The sequence below is a fragment of the Serratia sp. AS12 genome, from assembly GCF_000214195.1.
Lineage (GTDB): Bacteria > Pseudomonadota > Gammaproteobacteria > Enterobacterales > Enterobacteriaceae > Serratia > Serratia plymuthica.
Map to the genome: position 1 here is coordinate 1,061,575 of NC_015566.1, position 18,324 is coordinate 1,079,898.

The following is an 18,324-nucleotide window of genomic DNA, read 5'->3' on the forward strand; positions in this document are numbered from 1 at the left end:
TGTATGTGGATATCTCTTCTCCCCGGCATGCCAGAGACGCTGCATATTGCGCCCGAATGAGTCGGGCAAGACTGCAGCTTGAAAATCCTTAGGTATACAGTAGCAATCCTGTTATCAGCAGCATCATAACCCTTGTCAGCGGCGGCTCAACGCTTTTCGCCAGGGAGTGCTGCTGTGGTCACATTTCTTAGTCGCTGCCGGACAGCATCAGGTCCTGCGGAGCATTTCGGCGCTGGGTTTTGGTCAGCAGGAAATAGAGATAACCGCAGGCCATCAGGGCGATAAACACCCCGCCGATCACCGGGTTAAACCACAGCATGGCGATCAGGCACACCAGCGCCAGCACCAGCGCGATGGCCGGTACCAGCGGATAACCCGGCGCCAGGAAGCTGCGCTCCAAGTCCGGCGCAATACGGCGCAGTTTGAACAGGCTGAGCATGCTCATCAGGTACATCACGATGGCACCGAATACGGCCATGGTGATCATGGCGGCGGTGAGGCTCATGCCCTGCAGGTTGATCCAGCCGTCGCTGAAGATCGCGGCGATGCCGATCACGCCGCCGGCCAGGATCGCCCGATGCGGCGTCTGGAAGCGCGACAGCTTCGCCAGCGAGGTCGGCAGGTAACCGGCGCGCGCCAGCGCGAAGAACTGGCGTGAATAGCCGAGAATAATGCCGTGGAAGCTGGCCACCAATCCAAACAGGCCAATCCACACCAGCATGTGCATCCAGCCGGAGTTTTCGCCTACCACCATTTTCATCGCCTGCGGCAATGGATCGTTGATGTTCGACAATTTGCTCCAGTCGCCTGCGCCGCCCGCCAGCAGCATCACGCCCAGCGCCAATACCACCAGCGTCAGAATGCCGGAAATGTAGGCACGCGGAATGGTGCGTTTCGGATCCTTGGCCTCTTCCGCCGCCATTGCCGCGCCCTCGATGGCCAGGAAAAACCAGATGGCGAACGGAATGGCGGCGAAGATGCCGGACAGCGCCGCGCTGCCGAAATGATCGCTGCCAGCCCAGCCATTGAGCACGAAGTTGCTGAAGCTAAAGCCCGGCGCCACTACGCCCATAAACACCAGCAGTTCAAAGACCGCCAGCACGGTGACGCAAAGTTCGAACAGCGCCGCCAGCTTAACGCCGAGGATATTCAGCGTCATAAAAATGGCGTAGGCGCCCACCGCCGCCCACTTGGGGTTGAGCGCCGGGTATTGCACGTTGAGGTAAGCGCCGATCGCCATGGCAATCGCCGGCGGTGCGAACACGAATTCAACCAGTGTCGCCAGCCCGGCGATCAGGCCGCCGGTTTCGCCAAAGGCGCGGCGGCTATAGGCGAAAGGCCCGCCTGCGTGAGGGATTGCGGTGGTCAACTCGGTAAAGCTGAAGATAAAACAGCCGTACATGGTCGCCACCATCAGGGTGGTGATCAGGAAACCGAGCGTCCCCGCAACGCCCCAGCCGTAGCTCCAGCCAAAATATTCCCCGGAAATCACCAGCCCGACGGCAATGCCCCAAAGATGCAGGGTGCCCAGGGTAGGTTTAAGTTGCATTGTCATGTTGCTCTCCCGATCGAAAAAACCGCCTGCGCAGATAAAGAAGGTATCCACTCACGACGCTGCAGGTTTTATGCCATGACGAAGCCTCTCCGCCAGCACGAGGGCGTGGCTTATAAGGGCCACCTGAACGCGCACCAAAAGTGGGCAGTGTGGCGACGACATTGTGCTTTTTTGGTGATTTTTTGACCGCAAGGGCGGTGAGGGGCGGACCGGTAAGCTGGTACGAAAGTTGCTTACCTCCCTGCACCGTTATAGCCACAGTGGAATACATCATGCAGACAGCGCTTTCCTGCCAGCCGGAAGCATTCACTCAGTTGGAAGCCGGTCTGACGCGGCGGGAGAACAAGAGGGAAGGCTATCGTTTCGACTATGCGGTGGAGCACGGCGGGATTTTGTGCCAACGGCGCAATGCCGAACTGACGCTGGTGGACCGTACCCGCGCCCAGGTGCGCCATGCGTTGCTGAGCGGAGAACCGGTGCTGGAAATTATCGCCGAGAAAATGGGCCTGTCCGCCGGTTCGTTGCAGCGCCGCCTGCGTGAACAGGGGGGGACCTTTACCGCGTTGGTGGACAAGGTACGCTGCGACCTGGCGACTCATTATTTGCAGCAGCGCCACCTGCCGATTGCCGAATTGGCGCTGCTGCTGGGATATTCCGACGTCAGCGCATTTTCACGCGCTTTTCGCCGCTGGTTTGGTATCAGTCCACGCCAGTGGCGGCAGTTGCCGGCCTAACTTTCCAGCCGAAACTGCGGCTCCAGCCGGCTGATACCCAGTCCGTTGACCTTTTTCACCTTAATCTGCACCGGAATGCGTTCTTTCATCGCTTCGACATGGCTGATCACGCCGATGGTTTTACCGGAGGCATTCAGGCTGTCGAGCGCGTCCAGCGCGGTATCCAGGGTTTCCGCATCCAGCGTGCCGAAGCCTTCGTCGAGAAACAGCGAGTCGATGCTGGTTTTGTGGCTGACCAGATCAGACAACGCCAGCGCCAATGCCAGGCTGACCAGGAAACTTTCGCCGCCGGACAGGGTGCGGGTATCACGCAGCGCATCCGCTTGCCAGGTATCCACCACCTGCAGTTCCAGCGCGTCGCTGGTTTTGCGTTGCAACAGATAACGGCCGTGCAGTCGCCCAAGCTGGTTATTGGCCAGATACACCAGATGATCCAGTGTCAGCCCTTGGGCAAATTTACGGAATTTATCGCCTTCTTTGGAGCCGATCAGCTGATTGAGGTAGCTCCAGTCATCGTACTGCTGCTGGCTCTGGCTGATTTGCTCAAACAGCGATTGCTGATTGAGACGGCGTGCGGCGTCGCTTTCCAATTGGTTGCGCACTTCGCCCTGGCGCAGTTGCACGGTTTTCAATTGCTGCGCCAACGCCTCCAGGCTCTGGCTCAGGGCTTGCGCATCGGCCTGGGTTTCATCCAGCCCTTCCGGGCGCTGTTGCCGCTGTTGTTCCAGCGTATGAACCGCCTGTGCCAGCAGGGCGCTGGCCTCCACCTGCCGCTGGTGCAGTTGTTCTTTGTGCTGCTGCAATTGCCGGCGCTGTGCGTCATCCAACAGCGCGGCGCTGAAAGCGGCTTCATCGCTGAATTCGCTGGCGGCCAGTGTTTCTAGCCAGGTTTGTTCCGCTTGTTGCAACCGTTCGCTCTGCCGTTGTTGTTGCTGTTGCAGGCCGGCAAGCTGGCCGGCCAGGCGATCGCGCTGCTCCTGAGCTTTCTGCCATTGTTCCGCTGCCTGATGGCTGGCCTGCTCGCAGGCGGTCAGTTGGGCACGCAGCTGTTCGCGCACCTGCGGAATGTGTTGTTCGCCAAACAGAGCCAGTCGCTGCGCGCGTTGCTCGCCCAGGGTTTTCTCGCCCTCTTGCCACTGTTGCTGCAGGCGCTGCTGTTGCAACTGCGCGTCGGCGTGGTTTTTTTCCAGCAGGGTGAAGCGCTCGTCCAGCAGCGCTTGTTGCTGTTGCGCCTGCTGTTGCTGCGTCTGGAGCTCGGCCAGTGCATCTTTCGCCTGCTGTACCGCGCGTGCTGCCTGCTCATGCTGTGACAGCTCTTGCTGGCCCTGGCGCTCTTCGCTGTCGCAGGCATTCAGCCACTGGCTCAGGCGCCCGGCATCTTGCAGATCGAAATCAAACGCCAGCGGCGCGCTGAGGGTTTGCCACTGTTGGCGCTGGGCGGCGAGTTGCCGCTCGTCCTGCGCTATTTGCTGTTGTTGGCGCTGTTGCTGTTCCTTCAGGCTTTCGCAACGGGTGCGCAGTTCGGTGCCCTGAGTGTACAGCGCCTCGGTTTTGACGCGCATTTCCGCCAGGCGCAATGCTGTCTCGGACGGTTTTACCGCCTGATATTGCTCAATGGCCGGATGGCTGGCGGAGCCGCACAGTGGGCAGGGCTCGCCGCTTTGCAGCAGCGCCCGCTCGGCTTCCAGGCTGACGATACGCTTTTCCAGCTCAAAGGCTTTTTCCACGTCCAACTGATGCGCTTTTTGCTGCTTGTAGTGCCGCCGGGTTTCTTCCAACTGTTGCTCATGTTCGCCAAGCTGCGCCTGACGGGCGGTAAACTCTTTGCGCTGTTGTTCGAGCCGCTCGTTGGTCTGGCGGAACAGCGAGGAGAGGGTGAACAGTTGCTGGCGTGCCGGGCGCAGCTCGGCCAACGCGGTCTGACGCTGACGCAGCGCCGCCAGCGGTGACTGCGCTTCCAGCGCATTTTGCTGTTGTTGCTGCGCCATCAGCGCTGCGGTAAGACCGTTAAGCTTCTCCCGATGCTGCCCGGCCTGTGCGGTCAGTTGGCTGCGTTGAACGTTTAACTGCTCCAGATCCGTTTTCTGCTGATGGCACTGCCGGGCGGCGTTGTCGCACGCCTGCTGCAATTCCGTCTGCGTTTTTTGCAACTGAGCAATCTGGTGGTCGAGCGGGACGATCTGCTCGTCGATCAGCCGCTGCTGGGTCTGCTGGCGTTCGGCTTGCGCCTGTTGCTCGGCGCGCGCTTTTTCCACTGCCTGCTGCAATGGCGCCATCTGCGCAAGCTGATGCTCCTGCTGCTGCGCCATTTGGGCGATCTGCTGTTGCAGCGCCTGCTGCTCACTGCGGCAACGGTGACGGTCGTTATGCAGCGGCCGCAGTTTCTCAGCCGGTTCGCTGCGCGCCAACTGTTGCAACTGCGGTTCGGCCGCAGCCTGCTCCTGTTGCACAACGCTCAACTGGCGTTGGTATTCCTGCTGCCGGAGCTGCGTTTGCTGCCACTGTTGCAACCAGTTCAGCGCCTGTTGCTGTTGCCGGGCCTGTCCGCTGAGGGCGGTTTCCTGCGCGCTCAGCTCAACTAACTGGCTCTCCAATTGCTGACGTTGTTCGTCATTCAGCAGTTCAATGCCGCTGGCGCGTTGATGCAAGGCGTCCAGATCGGCTTTGGCCTGTTTGTGCTGCTCGAAAACCCGTTCGGAAAGCTGGCCGTAGATTTCGGTGCCGGTCAGCTCTTCCAGCAGTTCGGCCCGGTCATTGGCATCGGCATTGAGGAAGGCGGCGAACTGCCCCTGGGACAGCATCATCGATTTGGTGAAGCGGCCGAAATCCAGCCCGGTGATCGCGGCGGTCAGATCCAGCTTGTCGCGGACTTTATCCGCCAGGATTTTACCGTCTTCACGCAGTGCCAGTTCCACCTTTGGCGCTTGCAGGTTGCCGTCCGGCGCGTTTTTGGCTCGGCGTTGGCTCCAGAAGGCGCGGTAGCCGACGCCCTTGACCTCAAATTCGACCTCAGCCAGCGATTCGGCGGTGTGGCGAGTCATCAGTTCGTTTTGGCTCGGTGTCACGTTGAGGCGCGGTGTCTGGTGGTACAGCGCCAGGCAGATAGCATCCAGCAGGGTGGTTTTACCCGCGCCGGTTGGCCCGGTGATGGCGAACAGCCCATTACTGGCAAAAGGCTCGGCGGTGAAATCGATCTTCCACTCGCCCTGCAATGAATTGAGGTTCTTCAGCCGCAGGCTCAGGATTTTCATTGGGTCGGCTCCTCGTCGTTGTGCCGCACGGTCTCGACCACCTGATGGAACATTTGGCGCATCCGCTGCTGGCGGGGCTCTGTGATTTCCGTCTCCTGCGCCAGCCGCCGCTCGAAGACCTCATCGACGCTCAGTTCGTTGAGCGTTTCCTTGTCCTGCTGTTCAAGGGCCTGGCGGCGCTGCTCTTTACTGCGGCGCAGCAATACCACCTCCACCGGCAGTTGATCCGCCAGCAGCTGAATACGGCGCTGAATGTCGCTGAGGTAATCTTGTGTCGCCACTTCGATGTCCAACCATACCGGCAGTTCTCCCTGATAATCGGCGAACTGCCGCAATTGTTGTTCGATCTGCGCCAAATCACCTTTGATCAGTTGCATCGGCTGGAAGTTGGGGATATCCAGTGCGGTGACCTGCTGCAGGGCACCATCGGCGAAATCCACCATAAACACGCTTTTGGGTTTGCCCAGCTCATCGAAACTGAGCGGGATAGGAGAACCGCTGTAGCGGATATGCTCGGATTTGGCGACGTTTTGCGCCCGGTGAATATGCCCCAACGCAATGTAGTCGGCTGGCGGAAACGCCTGTGCCGGGAAGGCATCCAGCGTGCCGATGTAAATATCGCGCACCGAATCGGAGGTGGTAACGCCCATGGTGGTCAGGTGGCCGGTGGCGACAATCGGCAAGGTGAGCCCCAGTTCATCGCGGTGTGCGCAGGCCGCCTGGTAGAGCTGCTGGTAGTGTTCCGCGATCGCCTCTTGCAACGCCTGCTGCTTTTGCCCGCCCGATTCGCCGGCGCGGCTGGTTGTCAGATCGCGCGGGCGCAGGAACGGGATGGCGCACAACACCGCACCCGGTTGGCCGTCGCGCTGGTTAAGCACCAGGATTTGCTGCCCGATGTCGCTTTGGGCGTTGGCGATCACCGTTGTATTCAGGCAAGAAAGCAATTCACGCGATTCATTCAGGGTTGCCACGGAGTCATGGTTACCGCCCAGCACCACCAGTTGGCAGCCGGTATGCTGCAACTCCACCACAAAGCGGTTATACAGCTCGCGGGCGTAGCTCGGCGGCGAGCCGGTGTCGAACAGGTCCCCGGCGACGATCAGCGCATCCACCCGTTGCTGTTCAATTTGCTCGATCAGCCAGCGTAAAAAAGCCTGGTGCTCGGCGGCACGGCTTTTGGTGAAAAAGTACTGGCCAAGATGCCAGTCAGAGGTGTGGATCAGGCGCATGACACTCCCGGGGCGATAAACTAATGGGGGGATTATAAAGGGGGCAGACTCTCCTGTCGTGACGCAATGATTATGACAACTGAATGATTTTTCTTTGCAGTTGGAAATAATCGCTATGCTTACTGGCTATAACAGGCTGGTTTTTTCATAAAAGTGTCACAAAACTGACGCATAATGGCGCCCGCAATCAACTGTGATCGCTAACACATTGGCAGGATTGACGATGGCAAGACGCATACTGGTGGTGGAAGACGAAGCGCCGATCCGTGAGATGGTGTGCTTTGTGTTGGAACAGAATGGTTACCAACCGTTGGAAGCCGAGGATTATGACAGCGCCGTGACGCGCCTGTCTGAGCCGTTCCCTGATTTGGTGTTGCTCGACTGGATGTTACCCGGCGGTTCCGGTATCCAGTTTATCAAACACATGAAGCGTGAAGCGCTGACCCGCGATATCCCGGTGATGATGCTGACCGCACGCGGTGAAGAAGAAGACCGGGTACGCGGCCTGGAAGTGGGAGCGGACGATTACATTACCAAGCCGTTCTCGCCGAAGGAGCTGGTGGCGCGCATCAAGGCGGTAATGCGCCGCATTTCACCGATGGCGGTGGAAGAAGTGATTGAAATGCAGGGGCTGAGCCTGGACCCTTCCTCGCATCGCGTAATGGCTAATGAGCAAGCGCTGGATATGGGGCCGACCGAGTTCAAATTGCTGCATTTCTTTATGACCCATCCGGAACGTGTTTATAGCCGCGAACAGTTGCTTAATCACGTCTGGGGCACTAACGTTTATGTGGAAGACCGCACCGTTGACGTGCATATCCGCCGGCTCCGTAAGGCGTTAGAGACCACTGGTCATGACAAAATGGTTCAAACCGTTCGGGGCACCGGCTACCGATTCTCAACGCGTTACTGATCGCGTCGCGCTGGAGAATATGCTGTGCTAGAACGCCTTTCCTGGAAGAGGCTGGCCCTGGAGCTGGCTCTTTTCTGTTTACCTGCCTTGTTGCTGGGGCTGATTTTCGGCTATTTGCCCTGGCTGCTGCTGGTCGCCGTGCTGGCGGCGCTGGTCTGGAATTTCTACAACCAACTCAAACTTTCCCACTGGCTGTGGGTCGATCGCAGCATGACGCCGCCGCCTGGGCGCTGGAGCTGGGAGCCGCTGTTTTACGGCCTGTACCAGATGCAGCAGCGCAACCGTCGCCGTCGCCGTGAACTGGCGCTGTTGATCAAACGCTTTCGCAGCGGCGCGGAATCGCTGCCCGATGCGGTGGTGATGACCACCGTTGAAGGCAATATCTTCTGGTGCAACGGGTTGGCGCAGCATCTGCTGGGATTCCGCTGGCCGGAAGACAACGGCCAACACATCCTTAATCTGCTGCGTTACCCGGAGTTCAGCCACTATCTGCAACAGCAGGAGTTCACGCGGCCACTGACGCTGCAACTCAATAACGAGCACTACGTCGAGTTCCGCGTGATGCCCTATTCGGAAGGGCAACTGTTGATGGTGGCGCGCGACGTCACCCAAATGCGTCAGCTGGAAGGCGCGCGCCGCAACTTCTTCGCCAACGTCAGCCATGAGTTGCGTACACCCCTGACGGTATTGCAGGGCTACCTGGAGATGATGAGCGACGAGGAGCTGGACGGCTCGCTGCGCGGTAAGGCGCTGGGCACCATGCAAGAGCAGACCCGGCGCATGGACGGGCTGGTCAAACAGCTGTTGACGCTGTCGCGCATTGAGGCGGCGCCTAACGTCGATATGAACGAGCGGGTCGATATCCCGTTGATGTTGCGGGTGTTGCAGCGTGAGGCGCAGTCGCTGAGCGGCGGCAACCATGAGATTACCTTCCGGGTGAACGAGCAGCTCAAGGTGTTCGGCAACGATGACCAACTGCGCAGCGCGGTGTCGAATCTGGTGTATAACGCCGTCAATCACACGCCGAAGGGCACCAATATTGAGGTGAGCTGGCAACAGACGCCAAATGGCGCGCAGTTCCAGGTCAGCGACAACGGGCCGGGTATCGCCGCCGAACATATTCCGCGCCTGACCGAGCGTTTCTACCGTGTCGATAAAGCCCGTTCACGCCAGACCGGCGGCAGCGGGCTGGGGCTGGCGATCGTCAAGCATGCGCTCAGCCACCACGATGCGCGGTTGGAGATCCTCAGCGAACAGGGGATTGGCACCCGTTTCATCTTTACCTTGCCTAACCGGTTGATTGTTCCTGCAGCTTTATCAGAGAATGCGGTGAAAAATTAACGCGCGAGAGGCTGGCATGATCCGAATCACCCGATGGCTGTTGCTGTGCCTGGTGCTGCTGGTGAGCCGCGGCGCACTGGCGCAGCCGGACGGTATGCTGTCCGGCAACCTGTCGAGCGTCGGCTCCGATACGCTGGCGAATCTGATGGCGCTGTGGGCGCAGGACTTCAGTCAGCATTATCCTAACGTCAATTTGCAGATCCAGGCCGCCGGTTCTTCAACCGCGCCTACCGCACTGGCGGCGGGCGCAGCGCAGCTTGGGCCAATGAGCAGGCCGATGAAGGCGGCGGAAGTGTCGGCGTTCGAACACCGTTATGGCTATGCGCCGCTGGCCGTGCCGGTAGCGGTGGATGCGCTGGTGGTGCTGGTGCATCAGGACAATCCGTTGCGCGGTCTGAACCTGCAGCAGCTCGACCGTATTTTCTCCGCTACCCGGCGCTGCGGTGAAAGCCGGCCGCTGATGCGTTGGGGGGAGCTGGGGTTGCCCGGCAGTTGGCAACAGCGCGACCTCCAACGTTTCGGGCGTAACTCCGCCTCCGGCACCTACGGCTATTTCAAGTTGCGCGCCCTGTGCGGTGGCGATTTTATGCCGCGGGTCAATGAGCTGCCCGGTTCGGCCTCGGTGGTGCAGGCGGTGGCCGGTTCGCTGAACAGCATTGGCTACGCCAGCATCGGTTTTCGCGCCAGTGGCGTGCGTCTGCTGCCGCTGGCGGAGTCGGGCGAAAACTATGTCATCCCCAATGACACCAACGTTAGCAACGGCAGTTACCCGTTGTCGCGCTATCTGTACATTTACATCAATAAAGCCCCCAACCAACCGCTGGAGCCGTTGACCGCCGCTTTTCTCGATCGCGTGCTGTCCGATGCCGGGCAAAAGCTGGTTAATCATGACGGTTACCTGCCGCTGCCATCCGATACACTGCGCAAAACCCGGCTGGCGCTGGGCCTGAAGTAACCTTCCAACGGGCGGTTGCGTGGCGCCCAACATGAATTTCTCTCAACACCAATGAAAATTCTTCCATTGCCGCCCGACAAGCGGCGTGACAGGATGCTCCTCAATGCTAATTTTAGCCGTCTGGATGTCCATAATAACCCAGCGTAATAGTTCACACTGTCAATCATTGAAGCAAAGAGGCTCGATCCTTTGCCTGTCACCGGGAGTTATAAATATGTGCGATTGCAACCATGCCTTTCACGCTGACGTTGTCGGCAGCCTGTTGCGCCCTGTGGCGCTGAAAACCGCTCGCCAGCAGTTCCAGCAGGGTGAAATCGATGCCGCCCGGCTGCGCGCGGTTGAAGACGAGCAGATCCGTTTGGCGGTGGCAAAACAGAAAGACCTCGGTTTGGCGGTGGTGACGGACGGCGAATTCCGCCGTGCGTGGTGGCATTTTGACTTCCTGGAAGGGTTGGACGGCGTGGAAGGTTATGATGCGGATCAGGGGATCCAGTTCAACGGCGTGCAAACCCGCGCGCGCAGCATCAAGGTGGTCGGTAAATTGGGCTTTAATCCCCAGCACCCGATGCTGGCGGATTTTCGTTTCCTGAAGGCGACGGCCGGCGATGCGGTGCCGAAAATGACCATTCCCAGCCCGAGCGTGCTGCACTTTCGCGGCGGGCGCAAGGCCATCGACAGCCGGGTTTACCCGGATCTGAATGTCTATTTCGACGATCTGGCGCAGACTTACCGTGACGCGATCAAGGCGTTTTATGATGCAGGCTGCCGCTATCTGCAACTGGATGACACCGTCTGGGCTTATCTGTGTTCGGACGATCAACGGCGGCAGATCCGCGAGCGCGGTGAGGATCCGGATCGTCTGGCGAAGATCTACGCCGACGTGCTGAATGCGGCGATCGCCGGCAAGCCGGACGATCTGACTATCGGCTTGCACGTGTGTCGCGGTAATTTCCGCTCTACCTGGATCTCCGAAGGCGGCTACGAGCCGGTGGCGGAAATCCTGTTCGGCCAGGTGAATATCGACGCTTTCTTCCTGGAATACGACAACGAGCGCTCCGGGGGATTCGAGCCGTTGCGTTTTATCAAACCCGGTAAACAGCAGGTGGTGCTCGGTCTGATCACCACCAAAAACGGCGAGTTGGAGAACCCGGAACAGGTGAAACAGCGCCTCGAGGAGGCCGCACAGTTTGTCGATCGCCGCCAGTTGTGCCTCAGCACCCAATGCGGGTTTGCCTCGACCGAAGAGGGCAATAGCCTGAGCGAACAGCAGCAGTGGAATAAGCTGCAAAGCGTGGTGAATATTGCCCGAGAGGTTTGGTAAGCGCGCAGATCCCGTTCAGACCACGCGAAAACCGATCGTTTATTGGCGTTTTCGCGCGGTCTCAAGCCGGATGCTTCACGGTTTGTGAATGCGATGCTCAAAAATGATACAAATCATGTAGTGTATATTTATTGATAGCCACTATGATCGACTGGTGACAAAAGATTATCTGGTCGATAGCTCTGGTTTTTGTCGCACGACTTGCCTTTCAACGCTATAAACGTTTAACTTACCCCCCGTTGTCGGACTAAACTTCCATTTATAACTCCTAAAACTCTGCCCAACATCATGAGTGGTTAATTTCGAATAAGGACAAAACGTCGGACGTTATGCGTTTTCTGCTCTTATTGGTCTCACGATGAAAGGGCAAGCCGGCAGCCGGGTGGGGGCATTACGTCACCACGATATCGGGTACTTTTTTTCATTTGAACAGGCAGCACGACATCGTATGAGTCATCGTTTAACGTCAAAAGATATTATGGCGCTGGGTTTTATGACCTTTGCCTTATTTGTCGGCGCCGGGAACATCATTTTCCCGCCGATGGTCGGTTTACAGTCCGGTGAGCACGTCTGGACCGCAGCAATCGGCTTCCTGATTACCGCAGTCGGTTTGCCGGTGATAACCGTTATCGCTCTGGCACGCGTTGGCGGCGGTATTGACGCCCTTAGCACGCCGATTGGCCGCAGCGCCGGTTTGCTGCTGGCGACGGTCTGCTATCTGGCGGTTGGCCCGCTGTTCGCCACCCCGCGTACCGCGACCGTGTCCTTTGAAGTGGGTATTGCGCCGCTGACCGGTGACGGCGCCATGCCGCTGTTTATCTACAGCCTGGTGTATTTCGCGCTGGTAATCGGCATCTCACTGTATCCGGGCCGCTTGCTCGATACCGTGGGCCACGTGCTGGCTCCGCTGAAAATCGTTGCGCTCGGCGCACTCGGCATTGCCGCGTTGGTTTGGCCGGCGGGCACCCCTATTCCGGCTACCGACATTTATCAGCACGTTCCTTTCTCTTCCGGCTTCGTCAACGGCTATCTGACCATGGATACGCTGGGCGCGCTGGTGTTCGGCATCGTCATCGTCAACGCTGCGCGTTCCCGCGGCGTGAAAGATGCCGGCCTGCTGACGCGCTACACCATTTTGGCTGGTCTGATCGCCGGTGTGGGCCTGACGCTGGTTTACCTGAGCCTGTTCAAGCTGGGTTCCGGCAGCGGCGTGTTGGTGCCGGACGCGACCAACGGCGCGGTGATCCTGCACGCTTATGTGCAAAATACCTTCGGTGGGTTGGGCAGCTTCTTCCTGGCGGCGCTGATCTTCATTGCCTGCATGGTGACTGCGGTAGGCCTGACCTGTGCCTGCGCCGAGTTCTTTGCTCAGTACCTGCCGTTCTCTTATAAGACGTTGGTCTTTATTCTGGGCCTGTTCTCGATGGTGGTTTCCAATCTGGGCCTGAGCCATCTGATCCAGATCTCTATCCCGGTGCTGACCGCGATTTACCCGCCGTGTATCGTGCTGGTGGTATTGAGCTTCACCCTGCGTTGGTGGAACAGCGCGACGCGTATCGTGGCGCCGGTGATGCTGGTCAGCTTGTTGTTTGGTATCCTTGACGCGGTGAAAGCGTCCGCCTTCCAGCACCTGTTGCCGGAGTGGACCAATCACCTGCCATTGGCTGCGCAGGGGCTGGCATGGCTGTCGCCTTCTCTGCTGATGCTGGTGTTGGTCGCGATTTATGACCGGGTTTGTACGCGTTCTGAAGTGACCGCGCACCCATAATCCCCCGGCTGAATTTTGGGCCACGGACTTGTCCGTGGCTTTTTTACGTTTAAAAAACACGGGTTATTTTCATGCAACAACAGTCACCCTCCGCCCCTGCGGCCAATAAGCTGAAGCGCGGTCTCAGCACGCGTCATATCCGCTTTATGGCTCTCGGATCGGCCATCGGCACCGGCCTGTTCTACGGTTCGGCGGATGCCATTAAAATGGCCGGCCCGAGCGTTTTGCTGGCGTACCTGATTGGCGGTATCGTCGCCTTTATCATCATGCGCGCTTTGGGCGAGATGTCGGTCAACAACCCGCAGGCCAGCTCATTCTCCCGCTACGCGCAGGACTACCTTGGCCCGATGGCCGGGTATATCACCGGCTGGACCTACTGTTTTGAAATTCTGATCGTCGCCATCGCCGACGTGACCGCGTTCGGCATTTATATGGGCGTCTGGTTCCCCGAGGTGCCGCACTGGATTTGGGTGCTGAGCGTGGTGCTGGTGATCGGTGCCATCAACCTGATGAGCGTGAAGGTGTTCGGTGAGCTGGAGTTTTGGTTCTCGTTCTTCAAGGTCGCCACCATCATCATCATGATTGCCGCCGGTATCGGCATCATCATTTGGGGGATTGGCAACGGCGGGCAACCGACAGGTATCCATAACCTGTGGTCCAACGGCGGCTTCTTCAGCAATGGCTTTATCGGCATGATCCTGTCGCTGCAACTGGTGATGTTCGCCTATGGCGGCATCGAGATCATCGGTATCACCGCCGGTGAAGCCAAGGACCCGAAAACGTCGATTCCCAAGGCCATCAATTCGGTGCCGTGGCGCATCCTGGTGTTCTACGTCGGTACGCTGTTCGTCATCATGTCGATTTATCCGTGGAATCAGGTGGGCACCAACGGCAGCCCGTTTGTGCTGACCTTCCAGCACATGGGAATTACCGTGGCTGCGGGCATCCTCAACTTTGTGGTGATCACCGCGTCGCTGTCGGCGATTAACAGCGATGTGTTCGGCGTAGGCCGCATGCTGCACGGGATGGCCGAACAGGGCCATGCGCCGAAGATGTTCAGCAAGGTGTCGAAGCGCGGCATTCCGTGGGTCACGGTGTTGGTGATGATGCTGGCGTTGCTGTTGGCGGTGTATCTCAACTACATCATGCCGGAAAACGTGTTCCTGGTGATTGCCTCGCTGGCTACCTTTGCCACCGTGTGGGTGTGGATCATGATCCTGTGCTCGCAGATTGCCTTCCGCCGCAGTCTGAGCAAAGAGCAGGTGAAAAAGCTGGCGTTCCCGCTGCGCGGCGGCGTGTTCACCTCGGTGATTGCGATTATCTTCCTGGCGTTCATCATTGGTCTGATAGGCTACTTCCCAACTACCCGCGTATCGCTTTACGCCGGTCTGGTGTGGGTTGTGGTGCTGCTGGCGGGTTACTACTTCAAGGTCAACCGCCAGAAAAAGCGGGCGGTGCTGGCGCAGCAGCAGGATTAAAAATAAAAACACCGGCCATGCGCCGGTGTTTTTTTATCGGTTTTCCTCGGGCTCATCGTCGCCGGAAGCTCGGGCTTCGATGCGCAGGCTGCTGTCGTTCAGTCGTTCTTCCTTCCCTTCTCCTGCTGCGCGCGCCAGCACTTCGCGGATATCCTGCATATTGCTGCTCAGGGCGCTAAGCGCCGGCTGCAAGGTCCGACTCATACGGCTTTCGTCCAGCGAAGCGCTGTGCAGACAGCCAATAAACAGCAGCGTGGCCAGCGAGGTAAACAGCCGGTGGCGTAATGGTTTCAGCAATCCTCTTTTCCTTCAGCGGGCGATAATCAATGCATTAACGCTGTTTTTAGGCCGAAAGAAAAGCGGGCCGAGACATCCGTTGCCCCTGGGTTGATAGTCATTACCGGCTGAAACAGTTACGTCAGCCTGCGTCAGGAAACGTCCGTCGCCGCTCGCATTTGGCTCAGCATGCTACGCATGTCGTTGCCGGTGGGCGTTTGATGCACGCGCAGATCGAACTCGTTAATCACCGCCAGAATATGATCAAAGATATCGGCCTGAATGCTCTCGTATTCCGCCCACACAGTGGTGTTGGTGAAGGCGTAAATCTCCAGCGGCAAGCCCTCCGGCGTCGGTGCCATTTGGCGCACCATCAGCGTCATGCTCTGATGAATATTGGGGTGAGCGCGCAGGTAAGCCACCAGGTAGGCGCGCAGCGTGCCGAGATTGGTCAGGCGGCGGCCGTTGAGCGGTGAGCTGAGATCCACGGCACTCTGCTGATTATAGTGGCTCAGTTCTTGCGTTTTATCGTTCAGATAACGCTGCAACAGCGGATTGCGATTCAGGCGCTGTTGCTCTTCCGGGGACAGAAAATGCACGCTGGTGGTGTCGATATTGATGCTGCGCTTGATGCGCCGCCCGCCGGATTCCGACATTGAGCGCCAATTCTTGAAGGAATCTGAGATCAGCGCATAGGTGGGAATGGTCGTGACGGTGTTGTCCCAGTTACGTACTTTTACCGTGGTCAGGCCGATGTCGGTGACCGCGCCGTCTGCACCGTATTTCGGCATCTCCAGCCAGTCGCCGATTTTCAGCATATCGTTGGCGGAAAGCTGAATGCCGGCCACCAGCCCGAGGATGGGATCCTTGAACACCAGCATCAGCACCGCAGTCATCGCACCCAGACCGCTGAGCAGCAGCAATGGTGATTTGCCCATCAGCAATGAAACGATCATGATGCCGATCAAAATGGCCGCTACCAGTTTCAGCCCCTGGAAAATGCCGCGCAGCGGCAGTTGATTCGACAGCGGACTTTGGCGCAGCACCGCCAGCAGCGTATCCAGCAGCGAAAACAGCGACAGCAGGGCAAAGCCCATGATCCAGACCTGCGCGGCGGTGACGATGAACGCCTGCGTCTCGCCGCCGGCGCGCAGCCACAACACCGCTTGCAGATTGATGATGACCCCTTGCAGCAACAGCGCCATGCGCTGAAACAGCTTGTACTGGGTAAGCGCTTGTTGCCATACGCGCTGCGACTGCTGGCCACGGCGTTGGATCGTCGCCAGCACCACGCGGTGCAGCACCAGATGGATGGCCACCGAAATCAGGACGATCAGCCCAAGCACCATCAGCAGAGACATCACGCCGCTGAATTCCAGCCCGAACTTCTCCAGCCACAGTGTTATCTGTTGTTGCATTATCGCTCCTTTAAAAAATGCGCAAAAAATATCCAATACACTCAAAAGACGTTAGCCTAATGGCTGCGGGCCATAATGTGCGGCTGTTTACCCTTTTTTACATAGGGTTGCCGCCGGCTGCCTATCTCCACCCCCCGGCTCCTCCCCGAGTTTAGCGGCCAAAGAGGAGGGGGGCTTGCACTTAACGTGGCATTGTTCGTGGCATTGAATAACGTCGTCGATTTCGTTTTGTACAGCAGGAGAACAGTATGCTTAACGCCTGGCATCAACCGGTCCCGCCCTTTGTGGTGAAGAAGGGACAACGTCTGGATATCACGCTGTGGTTACAGGGTGATGATTTGCCTGAAAGGGTGTTTTTACGCGCCGAGCCGGATAACGAAGAATGGCTGCTGATCATGAAAGCGCACAGCGCTGAAGGCCGGTGGCGTTATCAGGCCAGCCTGACGCTGAACGAAGGAGAGGCCACGCGGCGCTACTGCTTCAAGTTGGTGTGGGCCGATCGTCAGCAATGGTTCGGGCCTCAGGGTTGGTCGCTGATCCCGCCGGGCCAACTGACGCAGTTTGCGCTCGACGAACCTGACCGCAGCCCGGCCTGGGTGGCGGATCAGATATTTTATCAAATTTTCCCCGATCGTTTCGCCGGCAGCGGCGGCGAGCACGGTATTCAGAACGGCAGCTATCGCCATCACGCGGCCGGTTGCGACGTGGTGCGTCGCGACTGGCAGCATCCGCTGGAAGACCGGGATGCCGCTTCCACTTTCTATGGCGGCGATTTGGATGGCATCAGTCAAAAGCTGCCTTACCTGCAGAAACTGGGCATTACGGCACTCTACCTGAACCCGATTTTCACCGCGCCGAGCGTGCATAAATACGATACCGAAGACTATTACCAGGTTGATCCCTATTTCGGTGGCAATGCCGCCTTGCAGCGTTTGCGAGTGAGTACTCACAAGGTGGGGATGAAACTGGTACTGGACGGGGTGTTTAACCATACCGGCGATTCCCACCCCTGGTTTGATCGTCATCAGCAGGGCGACAATGGCGCCTGTCACCACCCGGATTCACCGTACCGCGGCTGGTTCAATTTCTACCCTGACGGCCGGGCGCTGGACTGGAAAGGCAATGCCAGCCTGCCGAAGCTCAATTTTGCCGAACCTCAGGTGGCCGAGAAGATTTATCGCGGCGACGGTAGCGTGGTGCGCCACTGGTTACGCCCACCGTACAGCATCGACGGTTGGCGGCTGGACGTGGTGCATATGCTGGGTGAGAACGGCGGTGCTACCGGCAATCTCCAACATCTTGCCGGCATTTATCAGGCGGTCAAACAGGAAAACCCGCAGGCCTACGTGCTGGGCGAACATTTTGGCGATGCGCGCCGCTGGCTGCATGCCGGCGTAGAAGACGCGGCGATGAACTATATGGGCTTCGCCCTGCCGGTAAGAGGGTTCCTTGCCGGACTGGATGTGGCGCATCACCCGGTACAGATGGACGCTGCGGACTGCGCGCAGTGGATGGACGGCTACCGTGCCGGATTACCGCACGGCAGCCAACTGATTCAGTTTAACCAGCTCGACAGCCATGATACTGCGCGCTTTCTGACGTTGTTGCAGGGCAATCAGGCGCGAATGCAGATGGCGGCGGTGTGGTTGATGAGCTGGATTGGCGTTCCCTGCTTATATTATGGCGACGAGATTGGCCTGGATGGCGCCAACGACCCGTTCTGTCGCAAGCCGTTCCCGTGGGATGAGAATCAGTGGGATCAGAGCCTGCTGGCGCTGTGCCAACGGATGGCGGCGCTGCGTAAACTGAGTCTGGCGCTGCGTCGCGGTGGTTGCCAGGTGTTATATGCGGCCGGTGAAACGCTGGTATTCGTGCGCCTTTATCAACGGGAGCAGGTATTGGTGGCATTACAGCGTGGCGGCGGCGGTGAAGTGGCATTGCCGTACAGCCCGCTGCTGGCCGCAGGCAAATGGCAGCGGCTGGAAGGGCATGGTGAGCTGAGAGAAGAGCAGAACGGCATGACGCTGCAACTGGGCGAAGAGTCGGTCACCTTGTGGCGACGGGGAGGCTAAGGCAGTGAAGGGG

General features: G+C 58.6%; 12 protein-coding genes and 1 pseudogene. 8 read left to right on the forward strand and 5 right to left on the reverse strand.

What is annotated here, in order from left to right; all coding sequences use genetic code 11:
- Nucleotides 1-187: 187 nt before the first annotated feature.
- Nucleotides 188-1,555 (reverse strand): ethanolamine permease, encoded by a 1,368-nt coding sequence (gene eat / locus SERAS12_RS04930; RefSeq protein ID WP_013811711.1) that lies wholly within the window; start codon nt 1,553-1,555, stop codon nt 188-190.
- Between the two features lie 434 nt (nt 1,556-1,989).
- Here eat and SERAS12_RS04935 point away from each other — a divergent pair.
- Nucleotides 1,990-2,289: pseudogene (locus tag SERAS12_RS04935) on the forward strand (helix-turn-helix transcriptional regulator); the annotation flags it as partial.
- Here the strand turns inward: SERAS12_RS04935 and sbcC are convergent.
- Together sbcC and sbcD are read right to left on the reverse strand one after the other, a co-directional pair.
- Nucleotides 2,286-5,540 (reverse strand): exonuclease subunit SbcC, encoded by a 3,255-nt coding sequence (gene sbcC / locus SERAS12_RS04940; RefSeq protein ID WP_013811712.1) that lies wholly within the window; start codon nt 5,538-5,540, stop codon nt 2,286-2,288. The pseudogene SERAS12_RS04935 and the gene sbcC sit on opposite strands and share 4 nt — an antisense overlap.
- Nucleotides 5,537-6,769 carry an exonuclease subunit SbcD gene (gene sbcD / locus SERAS12_RS04945; RefSeq protein ID WP_013811713.1) on the reverse strand — a complete coding sequence of 411 codons (1,233 nt, stop codon included), beginning with the start codon at nt 6,767-6,769 and terminating at the stop codon, nt 5,537-5,539. Before sbcD ends, sbcC begins: the two co-directional genes overlap by 4 nt.
- 223 nt (nt 6,770-6,992) lie before the next feature.
- Here sbcD and phoB point away from each other — a divergent pair, with 223 nt between their 5' ends.
- From phoB to proY, 6 genes are all read left to right on the forward strand, one after another.
- Nucleotides 6,993-7,682, forward strand: coding sequence for a phosphate response regulator transcription factor PhoB (gene phoB / locus SERAS12_RS04950; RefSeq protein WP_004949222.1), 690 nt, complete (start codon nt 6,993-6,995; stop codon nt 7,680-7,682).
- Between the two features lie 24 nt (nt 7,683-7,706).
- Entirely contained in the window at nt 7,707-9,023 is a 1,317-nt protein-coding gene (gene phoR / locus SERAS12_RS04955) for a phosphate regulon sensor histidine kinase PhoR (protein WP_013811714.1), read from the forward strand.
- A gap of 16 nt (nt 9,024-9,039) precedes the next feature.
- Nucleotides 9,040-9,978 carry a PstS family phosphate ABC transporter substrate-binding protein gene (locus SERAS12_RS04960; protein WP_013811715.1) on the forward strand — a complete coding sequence of 313 codons (939 nt, stop codon included), beginning with the start codon at nt 9,040-9,042 and terminating at the stop codon, nt 9,976-9,978.
- A 214-nt stretch (nt 9,979-10,192) separates the two neighbouring features.
- Nucleotides 10,193-11,299, forward strand: a complete 1,107-nt coding sequence (locus SERAS12_RS04965) for a cobalamin-independent methionine synthase II family protein (RefSeq protein ID WP_013811716.1) — start codon at nt 10,193-10,195, stop codon at nt 11,297-11,299.
- A 448-nt stretch (nt 11,300-11,747) separates the two neighbouring features.
- On the forward strand, nt 11,748-13,067 hold the full coding sequence (gene brnQ / locus SERAS12_RS04970; protein WP_013811717.1) for a branched-chain amino acid transport system II carrier protein: 1,320 nt from the start codon (nt 11,748-11,750) through the stop codon (nt 13,065-13,067).
- Nucleotides 13,068-13,138: 71 nt separating this feature from the next.
- The gene (gene proY / locus SERAS12_RS04975) at nt 13,139-14,545 is read left to right on the forward strand and encodes a proline-specific permease ProY (RefSeq protein ID WP_013811718.1); all 1,407 of its coding nucleotides are present in this window, start codon (nt 13,139-13,141) and stop codon (nt 14,543-14,545) included.
- Nucleotides 14,546-14,578: 33 nt separating this feature from the next.
- Here the strand turns inward: proY and SERAS12_RS04980 are convergent, their stop codons facing one another.
- Nucleotides 14,579-14,842: a hypothetical protein gene (locus SERAS12_RS04980; RefSeq protein WP_013811719.1), complete on the reverse strand. Its 264-nt coding sequence runs from the start codon at nt 14,840-14,842 to the stop codon at nt 14,579-14,581.
- 131 nt (nt 14,843-14,973) lie between these two features.
- Nucleotides 14,974-16,239 (reverse strand): mechanosensitive ion channel family protein, encoded by a 1,266-nt coding sequence (locus SERAS12_RS04985; RefSeq protein ID WP_013811720.1) that lies wholly within the window; start codon nt 16,237-16,239, stop codon nt 14,974-14,976.
- 248 nt (nt 16,240-16,487) lie between these two features.
- Here SERAS12_RS04985 and malZ point away from each other — a divergent pair, with 248 nt between their 5' ends.
- Nucleotides 16,488-18,311, forward strand: coding sequence for a maltodextrin glucosidase (malZ, locus tag SERAS12_RS04990; RefSeq protein ID WP_013811721.1), 1,824 nt, complete (start codon nt 16,488-16,490; stop codon nt 18,309-18,311).
- The last annotated feature ends 13 nt before the right edge of the window (nt 18,312-18,324 follow it).

Excerpts from the sequence above, each read along its gene's own strand:
- SERAS12_RS04985 (WP_013811720.1), bottom strand. The coding sequence starts at position 16,239 with ATGCAACAACAGATAACACTGTGGCTGGAGAAGTTCGGGCTGGAATTC.
- phoB (WP_004949222.1), top strand. The coding sequence starts at position 6,993 with ATGGCAAGACGCATACTGGTGGTGGAAGACGAAGCGCCGATCCGTGAG.
- sbcD (WP_013811713.1), bottom strand. The coding sequence starts at position 6,769 with ATGCGCCTGATCCACACCTCTGACTGGCATCTTGGCCAGTACTTTTTC.
- malZ (WP_013811721.1), top strand. The coding sequence starts at position 16,488 with ATGCTTAACGCCTGGCATCAACCGGTCCCGCCCTTTGTGGTGAAGAAG.
- SERAS12_RS04960 (WP_013811715.1), top strand. The coding sequence starts at position 9,040 with ATGATCCGAATCACCCGATGGCTGTTGCTGTGCCTGGTGCTGCTGGTG.
- eat (WP_013811711.1), bottom strand. The coding sequence starts at position 1,555 with ATGACAATGCAACTTAAACCTACCCTGGGCACCCTGCATCTTTGGGGC.
- sbcC (WP_013811712.1), bottom strand. The coding sequence starts at position 5,540 with ATGAAAATCCTGAGCCTGCGGCTGAAGAACCTCAATTCATTGCAGGGC.
- SERAS12_RS04965 (WP_013811716.1), top strand. The coding sequence starts at position 10,193 with ATGTGCGATTGCAACCATGCCTTTCACGCTGACGTTGTCGGCAGCCTG.
- brnQ (WP_013811717.1), top strand. The coding sequence starts at position 11,748 with ATGAGTCATCGTTTAACGTCAAAAGATATTATGGCGCTGGGTTTTATG.
- proY (WP_013811718.1), top strand. The coding sequence starts at position 13,139 with ATGCAACAACAGTCACCCTCCGCCCCTGCGGCCAATAAGCTGAAGCGC.